At 62.3% G+C, this 13,338-nt stretch carries 12 protein-coding genes; all 12 read right to left on the bottom strand.

What is annotated here, in order from left to right:
- Window position 1: 1 nt before the first annotated feature.
- A complete protein-coding gene (locus tag P0111_07365) occupies window positions 2-910 on the bottom strand; it encodes a universal stress protein (GenBank protein MDF0643835.1) in 909 nt (302 codons plus the stop codon).
- Window positions 911-967: 57 nt separating this feature from the next.
- The gene (locus P0111_07360) at window positions 968-2,134 is read right to left on the bottom strand and encodes an aminotransferase class I/II-fold pyridoxal phosphate-dependent enzyme (protein ID MDF0643834.1); all 1,167 of its coding nucleotides are present in this window, start codon (window positions 2,132-2,134) and stop codon (window positions 968-970) included.
- Window positions 2,135-2,201: 67 nt separating this feature from the next.
- Entirely contained in the window at window positions 2,202-2,969 is a 768-nt protein-coding gene (locus P0111_07355) for a hypothetical protein (protein MDF0643833.1), read from the bottom strand.
- A gap of 158 nt (window positions 2,970-3,127) precedes the next feature.
- Window positions 3,128-3,322: a hypothetical protein gene (locus P0111_07350; GenBank protein ID MDF0643832.1), complete on the bottom strand. Its 195-nt coding sequence runs from the start codon at window positions 3,320-3,322 to the stop codon at window positions 3,128-3,130.
- A gap of 81 nt (window positions 3,323-3,403) precedes the next feature.
- Complete coding sequence (locus P0111_07345) at window positions 3,404-4,855, bottom strand: NADH-quinone oxidoreductase subunit N (GenBank protein MDF0643831.1); 1,452 nt, start codon at window positions 4,853-4,855, stop codon at window positions 3,404-3,406.
- A 3-nt stretch (window positions 4,856-4,858) separates the two neighbouring features.
- Window positions 4,859-6,361: an NADH-quinone oxidoreductase subunit M gene (gene nuoM, locus P0111_07340; protein ID MDF0643830.1), complete on the bottom strand. Its 1,503-nt coding sequence runs from the start codon at window positions 6,359-6,361 to the stop codon at window positions 4,859-4,861.
- Window positions 6,358-8,295, bottom strand: a complete 1,938-nt coding sequence (gene nuoL, locus P0111_07335; GenBank protein MDF0643829.1) for an NADH-quinone oxidoreductase subunit L — start codon at window positions 8,293-8,295, stop codon at window positions 6,358-6,360. Before nuoL ends, nuoM begins: the two co-directional genes overlap by 4 nt.
- 1 nt (window position 8,296) lies before the next feature.
- Window positions 8,297-8,608 carry an NADH-quinone oxidoreductase subunit NuoK gene (gene nuoK / locus P0111_07330; GenBank protein ID MDF0643828.1) on the bottom strand — a complete coding sequence of 104 codons (312 nt, stop codon included), beginning with the start codon at window positions 8,606-8,608 and terminating at the stop codon, window positions 8,297-8,299.
- A gap of 10 nt (window positions 8,609-8,618) precedes the next feature.
- A complete protein-coding gene (gene nuoJ / locus P0111_07325) occupies window positions 8,619-9,125 on the bottom strand; it encodes an NADH-quinone oxidoreductase subunit J (protein ID MDF0643827.1) in 507 nt (168 codons plus the stop codon).
- Window positions 9,122-9,637 carry an NADH-quinone oxidoreductase subunit NuoI gene (gene nuoI / locus P0111_07320; protein MDF0643826.1) on the bottom strand — a complete coding sequence of 172 codons (516 nt, stop codon included), beginning with the start codon at window positions 9,635-9,637 and terminating at the stop codon, window positions 9,122-9,124. Before nuoI ends, nuoJ begins: the two co-directional genes overlap by 4 nt.
- 12 nt (window positions 9,638-9,649) lie before the next feature.
- On the bottom strand, window positions 9,650-10,612 hold the full coding sequence (gene nuoH, locus P0111_07315; protein MDF0643825.1) for an NADH-quinone oxidoreductase subunit NuoH: 963 nt from the start codon (window positions 10,610-10,612) through the stop codon (window positions 9,650-9,652).
- Entirely contained in the window at window positions 10,609-13,338 is a 2,730-nt protein-coding gene (nuoG, locus tag P0111_07310; GenBank protein MDF0643824.1) for an NADH-quinone oxidoreductase subunit NuoG, read from the bottom strand. Before nuoG ends, nuoH begins: the two co-directional genes overlap by 4 nt.

Here is a 13,338-nt window from a genome sequence, read left to right as displayed (position 1 = left end):
TCTAGACATGTTTCACAGTCAGCACCGGACAGTCGGCCCTGCGCAACACCGCCTCTGCGACACTCCCTAGAAGCAGATGAGATACACCGCGACGGCCGTGCGTGCCCATGACGATCAGGTCGCAGGTCTGCTCCTGGGCAACCTCCAGAATGAGGTCGGCGGGCAAGCCCACCCTGATCACGCACTGAGCGGCGGCACCTTCCGATTTCACCCGCTCCGTCAGCTCCAATAGCCGCGTCTCGACCGACTCTCGCAATTTTTCCCAGCCGGCGAAGGCGCTCATGCTGATGTCGCCCCCGAGCGATCGCCACTCCATCACATGAAGAATCGTCACCGAGGCGTTGAATGTCCTGACCGCCTGAAGGGCGTAGTCGACTGCCGGCAGCGACCATTCCGACAAGTCCGTGGCGAGCAGGATGCGACGCATTCTGATGGCATCAGTCGATTCACGAGCCGACGGTGCATTTCGGCCGAGATGATGAGTCCGCACCGTCAGAACCGGACAAGGCGCTCCTTTGACCACCCGCTCTGCAGTGCTGCCGAGCAGGACATGTTCCAGTTCGCTGTGTCCGTGAGAACCGACCACCACCAGATCCGATTTATGGGTTGCTGCCGCGGCGACGATCCGCTCGCTGGGTATGCCTTCATCCTGATGCGCCTGAGCACGCACCCCTGTTCGTCTCATCTGAGAGACCAGACTCTCGAGCTTGACCCCGATCTCTTGGCGGATGTGAGCAAGCCTCAGGTGGTCGAGCGCGCCCAGCAGGTCGACGTCGGGCCAGAGCGGGATCACGTGCAACAGATCCAGATGACTGTTCCATGCCGACGCAAAGAACGACGCATAGGCTGAGGCTTGGGTCGCGCCGGCCGAGAAATCGCTCGCTAACAGGATCCGCTCCATCTTGAACATCTCGTCCTCCCTGTCACTGTGATTTCGCCCTGCTGCAGGCGCAGCCGACAACTGGTGCTAGGCCGGCTTGAGCGCGCGCTCCAGATCGGCGACCAGATCTTCGATGTCCTCGCAGCCGACGGAGATTCTCACAAGCCCGCCCGTGATCCCCTGCCGATCCATCACCTCTTTCGGCGTCGTGACATGGGTCATCGACACCGGATGCTCGATCAACGTATCCACCGTGCCCAAGGATACCGCCAGCGTACAAAGGGTCAGGCCTTTCAACAGCCGCTTGGCCGCCTCGAAGCCGCCGGACAGCTCCACACTGAAGCACCCGCCGAAGCCGGTCATCTGCCGGGCTGCGACATGGTGGCCGGGAAACTTCGGATCGCCCGGATAGTACAGCCTGCTGACTTTGGGATGGCCGGACAAAAATTCGAAGAGCTTCATCGCGTTGTCGTGATGCCGCTGCATGCGCAGCGAAAGGGTTCTGACGCCCCGTAAGAGCAAATAGGCGTCGAACGGGCTGAGTATCCCGCCGGTGTCGCGCCGGTACAGGCGAATCTTATCGGCCAGCTCAGCGCGGCTCACGACGACACCTCCGATCACGTCGCCATGGCCGTTCAGATATTTCGTCGCGCTATGGAGCGAGATATCCGCGCCGAGATTCAACGGTCGCTGAAAATAGGGGCTTGCGAAGGTGTTATCGACGATCGTCAAGATGCCCGTGGGTCGGGCGAGTTCGGCGATCGCCAGGATGTCGGTGATCTTGCACGTGGGATTGGCGGGAGTCTCGTAAAACATCACCCTGGTGTGCTCTTGGATCGAGTTCTCGACCGCCCGCACATCCGAGGTATCGACCACCGTGGAGGTCACGCCCAAATCCGCCAAGCGCTTTGTGATCAAATGGAGGCTTGGACCATAGATCGCCTCTCCGCAGATCACATGATCGCCGGCTTTCAGCACGCTCAGTAAGCTCGCCTGGATGGCCGCCATCCCCGAGGCGAACGCGACGGCAGCCTCCCCGTTTTCCAGATCCGCGACCACCCGCTCGACGGCTTCGACGGTCGGATTTCCCATCCGGCTGTAGACATATCCGGTGCGGCGGCCCAGAAATAGGTCCGCGCCGGCTTCGGGAGAATCGAACGCAAACGTGGACGTCAGAAAAATCGGCATCGTATGGGCGTTCAACGGCTTCGTCCGCCCGTCGGCGTGCAGTTGTCTGGTGGTAAATCCATGCATGGAACGACTCCTCTCTCCGTATCCATCACTCCTGACGGACACCCTCACATCATCCAATCCGTCCTGCTCAGCGTTGGGACGTAGGGGGAACGGCCACATCCGTGACCTTGTTCTCGTCGTCCAGAAGCAGGATCACCGACTTCCCTTTCGGCAAATTGCCGAGCTTGTCCTCGACAAAGGGCCGAACTTCTACATGCTGCTCTTTCCCGTCGTTGGTGCGAACCGTCACCATCAAGACCGGCGGGCTGATGAGCGTGGCTTCGAGCCGCCGGTCCGGAGCTTTGGGAACCGATCGTTTCCATTCTTGGACTTGCCGGTGAGCTGCTGCTTCGTCCGCAAAGGTCGCATCCAGAATCTTGTTGGTCTCACCGATCAAAAAGAGTGCGGGTACGCCGATCGGGAGAGCCGCCAGCTTCAAGCGGGCCAACGGTCGAACGGCGAATGCCTCCTCTTTGCCGTCTTCCGTCCTGATCACCGCCCATTCGTATCCCACGACCAGCGGCTGCGCCAGTTGACCTTTCACGATCCGATGCCAACCCGGCTCATTGACCGGATGATAGTCGACCACGAGATTCTCCGCGCTCACCGCCAATTCGATCCGGTCGCCCTTCTTGATCGACCATTCTCCCTTTTCCAAGGCGGCCTTGAGCGGAATGAAGCGAGGCTCGAGCTCGCCGATATTCACTCTGATCATGCCGCCCTCGACGGCTTCCACGGTTCCGAGCACGATGCGTTCTCCGGGCAGCAGAACCAAATGGCCCGGATAGGCCTCCGTCTTGGTCGGGTCTTCTGCCCAGGCGGCGACCGTCATCACCAACGAGAGAACCAGGCTCATGCCGGCCCACACCGTTGAAGGAAGAACAGGCCTACGCTTCGACTGAACTCCTGAGACAGTCATAGATCGTTCCTTTCATGTTCGTACGGAATTGCCGCTGCTGCCGCGTCGTTCAACGAGTCGGCCAGTCGGCCGGTCGGCGCCGTCACGGCGAGATCCTATCGACGCACGGCCCGTGTTTCTTGCGGCGATCGGCTTGCGCTGTTCGCCGCCGCCCTGCGATCTCCTGCGCCTGCTTGACTTGCGACGGCGCTCGCCAGCCCGTCAGACATCTCGTTGACCCCCACGTCGACCTCATAGAACGCCTCCTGGCAACGAGGATCCAGATATCGCGGTGTTATGCCCAGTTGCATGACGGCTCCCTCATGTGCTTCCGCTCTGGAACGACCCCATCTCTGCTGCCTCTGCCGACAGTGCCGGCCTGCTCGGGTTCTTCATCCCGTGAGACTCCGCTCCACAGCACGGACGAGGCCGATCAGCGGGGCCGGATAGAGGCCGAGCCAGAACAAGAGCCCGCTAAGCATAGCGAGCACCAGACCGTCGGCGTATGTCACGCGCGGGGCCTGAGCGTGATCCGCTGCGCGAGCGCTGCGAGGCTCGTCGGCGGCCATCGCGACGATCACCCGCAAATAGTAGAAGAGGCCGATGACGCTGTTGACCACAAGAAGCAAGATAAGCAGCCAGAGCGAAGAGTCCACCCCTGCGGCAATGACGTAAAACTTTCCGATGAAGCCGGCCGTGAGCGGGATGCCGGCGAGCGACAACAACATAATGGTGAAGACCGTGGCGATCCATGGCCGATTCCAGAGGAGAGCGCGGTAGTCGTCCATGGCCTCGGCTTCGGCTCCCGGTTTGGACAAGACGCAGACGACACCGAAGGCGCCCAGGGTCGTGATGACGTAGGCGACGAGATAGAACGTCACGGCTTCGATCGCCAACGCCCCGCCGGCCAGAAACGCGACCAGCAGATACCCCATGTGAGCGATCGACGAATAAGCGAGCAGGCGCTTCACATTGTCCTGCAACAAGGCCAGCAGATTGCCGGCGAACATGGACAGGGTCGCAATTCCCGCCAAGGCCCACCAAAGGATCTCGGAACGAAAGGCCGCGATCTCCACGAAATAGCGGAGCAGCAACGCGACCATAGCGCCTTTCGAAACGGTCGCGACGAAGGCGGTTACCGGAGCCGGCGCGCCTTGATAGATATCGGGCGCCCACATGTGGAACGGCACCACCGCCAACTTGAAGCCGACGCCGGTCAGGATGAGCACCAACCCGACAAGAAAGGTGGACGAAAACTCACTCGCGCCGGCCAACCAAGCCGCAGTGCGGACAAACTCCATCGTGCCGGATTGGAAGTAGATCACGGCCATGCCGAACAAGAGGAACGCCGACGAGGCGCCCGACAGGATTAAATACTTGATACCGGCTTCGAGCGGACGAGGATCGGCGCGCAGATAGGCGATGAGCACGTAGAGGGACAGGCTGAGCAATTCCAGCCCGAGAAAGAAGGAAGCGAAATGCGACGCGGCGGCCAGTGTCATGGCCCCCAAGGTTGCGAACTGCAGAAGCGCGTAGAATTCCTCGCGCTCGCCATCCTGCTTCTTCAGGTATCCGTAGGACAGCATCGTCACGGCGAGGCTCGCGCCCATGATGAGCCCGGCATAGAACAACGCGTACCTGTCGATCATCAGCAACCCCGTCACGGGACGCGGCGCGACCCCGGCTGCGACCGGGAGTGTCAGCAATGAGATCGTCAATCCCAGCGATGTCACGATCGCGACGACTGCGTGATCCCGATGAAACGCCGCGAGCAGGAGCACGACCAACGACGAGACGGCCGTGACGAGCAGCGGCAGCAGCGCGATGAAATCCGCCTCGACCATGCCTTATCTCCTCGAGAGGACGGCGGTCCTGTCGCCGAAGCCGCGCAGACTCTCCAGCGCCTGTCCCGCCGTCTCCAGCACCGGTTGGGGATTGAGGCCCAGCCAGACCTGAATGGCGATCATGGCGCCCAAGGTGACCAGATAACGCGCCGGCAGATCCGGCACCGTCCGGCTTTCACCGACCAAGCCGTGAAACGTCCGTTGGATCAGCGCCAGGGAGTACACGACGGCCGCCACCAGGCCCAGGGCGGCGAGAGCCGTCATCGGCACATCGACTCGATAGCTCCCGAGCAGCACCAGAAACTCGCCGATGAAGTTCCCCGTGCCGGGAAGTCCCAGCGAAGCAATCGCAAACACGAGTGTGACGGCGCCGAAACGAGGGAGGGTCGCCCACAGCCCCCCCATACGGCGCATGTCACGGGTGCCCAGCCGCTCCTGCAGCGCGCCCGCCAGGATAAACAGGGCGCTGGTCGTGATCCCGTGGGCGATCATCTGCATCACCGCTCCTTCAAGCGCGATCGCATTTCTAGAATAGATGCCGAGGAGCACGAATCCCAAGTGGCTGATGCTGCTATAGGCCACGAGCCGCTTGAGATCGGTCTGAGCGAAGGCCAGCAACGCTCCGTAGAGAATGCCGCTCACGCCCAACGTCATGCCGATCGGCGCGAACGTCTGCGCGGCATCCGGAAAGAGCGGCACCGCGAACCGGATCAGGCCATAGGCGCCGGTTTTGAGCAGGAGTCCCGCGAGAATCACGCTCCCGCCGGTCGGGGCTTCGGTATGGGCGTCAGGGAGCCAGGCGTGAAACGGCACGGCCGGGAGTTTCACCGCGAAGGCGGCGAAGAATCCCAACATCAACCACAGAGCCACGGTCCGGTCCATCGGAGTCCCCAGCAATTGCGGGTAGTCGAACGTCAGGCTACCGGTCTGCCGAGCGTGGACGAACGTCAGGCCGAGGATCGCGATCAGCATCAGCAGGCTGCCGGCCTGCGTAAAGAGAAAAAATTTGACGGCCGCATAGACGCGGTGCTCATGCCCCCAGAGACTAATCAGAAAATACATGGGCACCAGCATCACTTCCCAGAAGATGAAAAACAGAAACAGGTCCATGGTCAGGAAGACTCCCAGCACGCCGGCCAGGACCCATAGCAGGTTGCAGTGAAAGAATCCGACGCGCTCTCGGATTTCGGTCCAGGAGGCTACGACCGCCGTGAGGCCGAGAAAGAGGGTCAGGAAGACAAGAACCACACTGAGACCGTCGAGGGCCAGATGAACCGTGATGCCGAAGCGAGGAATCCAGGGCAGGCTCAGTTCGGCGAGCCAGACGTCTTGACTCGAGAGCGAGACCCTGGCTGCTCGCTCGACCCAGAGGATGAGCGTCAAGACAAGATCGATCGTCAGCGCACCCAGCGCAATCCAGCGCGGCCACTGCGATCCACGCCGATCGAGCAGCCAGGCCGCCGGACCAGCCGCGAGCAAGAGCAGAATCAGCCATCCGAGGATCATGAGACCACCACCAAGGCAACGATCACGACCGAGCCTACGGCAAGGACCGCGGCATACCAACGGACCTGCCCTGTTTGCGTTCGATGCAACGCGCCATAACACTCCCGATTGAGCAAAGCCAGGCCTTCATAGCCTCGATCGATCAGGTCGTCCTTGTTTGCGCCTGTGACCCACAAGAACGGACGCACGAACAATAGGTCATACAGCCGATCGAAGCCCCACCCGGCAAACCACACACACGAGACGGTACCTCCCCACAGCGTCTCGGCCAGCGCATCGACCAGGCCGGTACGACGCAGGAACAGCAGGTATGCGGCGGCAATCCCAAACAGCGCGACGAGCATGGTGAGAACCTGGAAGGTCAGCTCCGTGGTGACGGAAGCCGTCCCCTCAACAGCCGGCAGGGCCGTCCCGACGAATTCGCCGAACAGAGAAACATTGCCGAGCGTGTTGGGCATCTGCATGAATCCCACAAGCAGAGAACCTCCCGCGAGCGCAACCAGCGGGAGCGTCATCACCCAGCCGGGCCTCGGCCCGACCGCCGATTTCGCCTCCCCGAAGAAGACCCGGAACACGAGGCGAAAGCTGTACAACGCCGTCAGCAAGGCGCCGATTATTCCGGCGCCCCAGAGCCAAGGACCGCCGATCGGCGAAGCCCAGGCTTCCCACAGAATCCAGTCCTTGCTGTAAAAGCCGGCGGTCACCAGCGGAAACCCGGCCAGCGAGGCCGCCCCGATGAGGAAGGTCCAGAAGGGCACGGGAAGCGTCTTTCGCAAGCCGCCCATTCTGAAGATGTCGTGCTCCTCGTGAAGGCTCTGGATCACGGCGCCGGCGGCCAGGAACAACAGGGCCTTGAAGAACGCGTGCGTGGTGAAGTGAAAGAGCGCCGCCGCCCAGGCTCCCACTCCCAGCGCGAGGAACATGTAGCCGATCTGGCTGATCGTCGAGTAGGCCAGCGCGCGTTTGAGGTCGCGTTGCACCAGCGCACTGGAGGCGGCCAGGAGCAGCGTGAGCGCCCCGATGGCGGCGACGAGAGCCTGTATGGAGGGCGCGAGGCTGTACAAGACATGGGTGCGCGCGATCAGATACACGCCCGCCGTCACCATCGTGGCCGCATGGATGAGCGCGCTCACCGGAGTCGGACCGGCCATGGCGTCCGGGAGCCAGGTCTGTAACGGAAGCTGCGCCGACTTGCCGACCGCGCCGCCAAGGAGCAAGGCCGCGGCGGCGACGGCGAGCCCGGACCCGACCGGCCATTCTCCGGCCGCGCGGACCATGAGGTCTTGAATGTTCAGCGTGCCCAGATGCGTGAACAGCAGGAAGAGTCCGATCGCGAGCGCCACGTCGCCGAGTCGCGTCACGATGAAGGCCTTTTGCGCCGCCGCTCCGTTGGCCGGCTCGCGATACCAGAATCCAATCAATAGGTAGCTGCAGAGTCCGACCCCTTCCCACCCGAGATACAAGAACAACAAATTGTCCGCGAGCACCAGCGTCAGCATGGCTGCGACAAACAGGTTCATGTAGGCGAAGAAGCGGCGGTACCCACTGTCGGCTTCACCCGCCCGCCCCAAGCCGGCCGAGACCGGCTGCGTCCCGTGGTCGATCATGAACTCGGCCGAATAGACGTGAATGAGAAACCCGACCACAGTGATGACCGCCGTCATCACGAGCGACAGCGGGTCCAGATAGAAGCCGATGGCCGGCGCGAAGCCGGGCACGTCCAACCAAGTCCACAGGGTTTGGCTGTACGCCCGCACTGAGGGGCTCGAACCGATGAATGCGACCCCGACGAATCCGGTCAGGGCCATCGAGAGGCCCACCGACCCGACTCCGACCGACGCGATCATTCTGCGTGAGAGCCATCCGCCGGCCACGGCCAAGACGAGGAAGCCGATAAGAGGAAGCGCCGGGATCAACCAGAGAAGATCAAGCATGTCATCCCCGCAGGCGAGACATCGCATCGGCGTCGAGCGTGCCGACGTGGCGGTACAGTTGCAGCACCAGCGCCAGACCGACCGACACCTCCGCCGCCGCCAAGGTCAGGATAAAGAGAAACATGACCTGCCCGTCCGCCTGTCCCCAATTGGCCCCCGCCACGATGAAGGCCAATCCGGCCGCGTTCAACATGATTTCCACCGACATCAACATGAAGATGAGGTTCCGTCGAACCAGGAGCCCGATCAGTCCGAGCGCGAACAACAGCCCGGCGAGCGCCATGCCGTGCGCGAGGGGCATCGACAGAGACACGGTATTCACCTCAAGATTTCTCGCACTTCAAGCGTCGACCCAGATGATAGGCGCCGACGAGGCCCGGCAGAAGGAGCATGGAGGCCAACTCCACCCCGATCAAATAGGGGCCGAGAAGCACGACGCCCACCTGTTTGGGATTCTGAACCGCGATGCCGCCGGCCTGGTTCAGGGCACCGGCGCCGAACAGATAGAGCCATTCGCCGACCAGGATCGCCGACAGAATTGAAGGCCCGATCCATACCCCCGGCGTGAGCCACCCCGCTTCCTGCTCGATCGCCCTGCGTCCGAGGTTCAGCATCATGACCACGAAGACGAAGAGAACCATAATGGCGCCGGCGTAAATAATCATTTCCAACATGGCGATGAACGGCGCGCCGAGGATGAAGAAGACCACGGCCACGGCCAGGAAGGAGACGATCAAGTAGAGCAACGCATGCACCGCGTTCAGGCTGGTGATGACCAAGGCGGTCGCCACCACCGCCACCACCCCCGCCAGGTACCATGCGCCCGTCATGGCAACAGGCTCCGTACATCGACGGGCGCGGATTCACGCTCCGCCTCGCCCTTGTCTTTCCCGCCGATCTGAATCCCGGACACCCGATAAAAGTTATAGCCGGGGTATTTGCCCGTGCCGCTGATCAGAAGATCCTCCTTCTCGTAGACGAGGTTTCGCCGGTCGTGCTCGCTCATCTCGAAGTCGTTGGTGAGCTGGATCGCATAGGTCGGGCAGGCCTCTTCGCAATATCCGCAGAAAATGCAGCGTGAAAAATTGATCCGGAACCACGCCGGATAGCGACGGCCGTGCTCGTCTTCCGTCGCCTGGAGCGCGATGCAGGCCACCGGGCAGGCGACCGAGCAGAGATAACAGCCGACGCAGCGCTCCTCCCCGTCCGGATCGCGCGATAAAATGATCCGGCCCCGCCAGCGAGGCGGCAGATAGGGTTTCTCGTCCGGATACTGCACGGTGACCGGCCGCTTGAACAGATGGAGGAAGACCAACCAGATTCCCTTGAGCAGCTTCAGCATCCCAAGCCTCGTTTACAGGCCGGACCGGCCGGCGACGACCAGACCTCCGGTGATCACCAGGTTGACCAACGCCAGCGGCAGCATGGCCTTCCATCCGAACGCCATGAGTTGATCGAACCGCAGTCGCGGAAGCGTGGCCCGGAGCAGGATAAACAGACAGATGAACAGGAAGGTCTTCATCCAGAACCACACCGCGGGCGGCAGCCAAGGACCCTGCCAACCTCCAAAGAACAACACCGTGATCATGGCCGATATCAGAATGATGCCGAGGTATTCCCCCACGAAGAACATGCCGAACTTCATGCCGGAATATTCCGTATGAAAGCCTGCGACCAGTTCGGCTTCGGCCTCGGGGATGTCGAACGGAACGCGTTTCGTTTCGGCCAGACCGGCGATCAAGAAGAGGACAAATCCTAAAACCTGAGGGATGCAGAACCAGAGGTCTCGCTGGGCCTCCACGATGTCTCTGAGATTGAAGGACCCCGCCAGCATGACGACCCCCATGAGCGACAGCCCCATGAAGACCTCATAGCTCAGCATCTGCGCCGAGGCGCGGAGCCCGCCCAGCAGCGAGTACTTGTTGTTGGAGGCCCAACCAGCGAGCACGACGCTGTAGGCGGACAACGACGACATGGCCAGCACGAACAGGAGGCCGACGTTCAGGTCGGCCACGACGATCGACGGCGTGAACGGCACGACCGCAAACGACATGAGGATCGTGACGATGATGACGGCCGGCGCGATCACGAACACCGCCTTGTCGGCGAACGGCGGCACCCAGTCTTCTTTCATGAAGATCTTGATCATGTCCGCCACGACCTGCAGCAGGCCGAACGGGCCGACGCGGTTCGGGCCGAACCGGTCCTGCCAGAATCCCAATAGCCGCCGCTCCAGCCAGATCAAGAGCGCGCTGAGGGTCAGCACCGTGACCAGCACGCCCGCGATAATCAGGAACTGAGACGCGACTCCGTTCATGGCTCCACAACCCGCATGATCGGACTCCAGATCGGGAGGGCCGCATCGGTGAAGCCGGGAACGATTGCGAGCCCCGCGGTTCCGCGAGGAACATCGGAGCCGAGCTTCACAGGCACACGATACGATTGACCGCCGAGCGCGAATTCCACCCGCTCGCCGGACTTCACTTGAAGTCTCGCCGCATCGTCGGGGTTCAGCATCAGGGCCGCTTCCGGAATCCGTTCTTCGACGGCTGAGGCGCGCGCGCTCAGTTCCTCGCTCCCAAAAATCTGATACCGGGGCAGGATCAGCCAGCCGTGGTCGCGAGCCTCGAAGGGCTTCGGTGCGTCGCCAAAATATGTCGCCACCTTCGCGCCCGACGGTTCGATCAGACGGAGGCCCGGCATCTCCTGTCGCAGGGAACCCCCGACTTCACTCTGGAATTTGTTCAACGCTTGGACCGAATTCCAGCCGGGAGCCCAGTAACGATTGATCAGTGGAGACGGCGGTTGCTCAAGATAGCCTTCCATCGAAAACGCCAACGGCGAGTCCGGATCATCCGCCGGTTTGGGTTCATGCATCGTCAAAGGAGCGTGCATGGCGGTTCGTCCCGTGAACCGATGCGTCTGCCGAGGGACCTTCTGGCCGACCAGGCGGAGATCCTCCGGCGGCGCCGCCTCAGTGAGACGCTGAAATGCCGGGATCGCCTGCGCAAGAGCCGATACGACGTCATCCAGCCGGTTCCAGGCCGCCATGTCCGGCTCGGCGGGATGACCGGACGCGGCCGCCACATCTCGGATCCAGCGCCAGCTTTCCTGAATCTCCCCCTCGGGAGGAAAGACCTGGTAGAAACGTTGGGCTCGCCCTTCGTTGTTCACCAGCGTGCCGTCCGATTCGGCGAACGTGCCGGCCGGGAGCCACACATCGGCTTTGGCCGTGGTGTCGTGTTCCAGGTGATCGAGGATGATGACCTTCTCGGCGGCATTCAGACAGCCGTCCACCGGCGCAACATCGGCTCGGCGGTACAGATCGTTCTCCAGGATGAGAATCGCGTCTGCCGCTCGATCCTTTACGGCGCCGAACACCTCCTCGAGGCTCGTGCCCCCCAGCAGGACGAGACCCAGGCTGTTCGCCTCCGGAAGGGCATAGCAGAGCTTCGCAGCAGCGCCGCCGTCGCACAGCGCCCAGGCCACATTCGCGGCTGCGCGGATCACCGCATCGCTCCGGCAACCCGTCCCCGAGATGACGACGGGACGGGTCGCCCGTCGCAGAGCGGCGGCGATGGACTCCGACAGGGACTTGATCCGAGAAGAGGGAGCCTGAGCCGGCGGCGCCGCCTGATCCAGTTCATGTGCGACCGCGAATCCGAGAGTCGCCAGATCATCCGGTGCGCCGTGATAAGTTTCCGCCGCGATGTCGGCAAACCAGGCCCCGTATGGAGCGGCAATGAATACCGGACCCAGCCGCGCCTGGGTCGCCTCCCGCACGGCGGCGTCATGCCAACGGGGAATGCCCAGCTTGTCGACGAGCTCCATCGGTTCCTGGCGGACCGACTGCCGCACCGCCAAGGCCAATCGTGGAGCGGTGTTGATCAGGTCCTCGCCCAGGACCAGCACCGCGTCCGCCTGCTCGACATCACGGATCGAGGCCGAACAGGCCGGCCCCCGTCTCAGAATATCTCCGATGAGGGAAGCCAAGCCGGCATCGCGCGCGGAAAGTCCATGAGAAAACCGTTCCGGTCCGACCAACTCGCGAAGCGCAAAATTGGATTCGAGCGAGGCGCGTGGAGAACCGATGCCGATGATGCGGGAGCGCTTCTCGGCCAGCAGCGCTCCCAACTCGCGAAGGATCAGATCCTTTTCCATCGGGAGCGTCCGGTCGCGGCGGTTCTGACGGACCCTCGGACGGCGGATCCGCCGCTCGCTATTCACGAAGTCGTATCCGAACCGTCCCCGATCGCAGAGAAAATACCCGTTGATCTCGCTGTGATACCGGTTGAGGATGCGCCGGAGGCTCCCGTAACGCTCGCCGGCGATCGTGTTGCACCCTAGGCTGCAGTGGGCGCACAGGGACGGCGCGGTCTGCAGGTCCCACTTGCGGGTATAGTGCCGCATCAACGTCTTGTCGTCGAACACCCCGGTCGGACAGACCTCGACGAGGTTGCCGCTGAATTCGTTTTCCAACGTGCCGTCTTCGTGCCGGCCGAAGTAGACATGGTTGCGCGAGCCGAACGCGTCGAAATCCCGCCCGCCTGCATAACCTCGGTAAAAACGCACGCAGCGATAACATTGAATGCAGCGATTCATTTCATGGGTGATGAACGGCCCCAAGTTCTGATTGCGGAAGGTGCGCTTGGTGAACCGATACCGGCGGTAGGCATGGCCGGTCATCACGGTCATATCCTGGAGGTGGCACTCGCCGCCTTCGTCGCAAACCGGACAATCGTGAGGATGGTTCGCCATCATCCATTCGATGACGCTCGCGCGAAACGTCTTCGCTTCGGGATCCTCGATCGAGATGCGCGTGGCATCGGCGGCGGGCGTCATGCAGGCCATGACCAGGTGCCCTTCGCGGTCGCGCTCGTCCCTGAACTGCTTCACCGCGCACTGGCGGCAGGCGCCGACCGAGCCCAACGCCGGATGCCAACAGAAGTACGGCAGATTCAGGCCGAGCGAGAGGCAGGCGTGCAGGAGATTCTCGCGCTCGTCCACCTGGTAGGGGCGATCATCGACGATGATGGTGGCCAT

The sequence above is a fragment of the Nitrospira sp. genome (genome assembly GCA_029194535.1).
GTDB lineage: Bacteria > Nitrospirota > Nitrospiria > Nitrospirales > Nitrospiraceae > Nitrospira_C.
The sequence above is the reverse complement of the archived record's forward strand: the minus strand, read 5'-3'. Positions and strand labels throughout refer to the sequence as shown.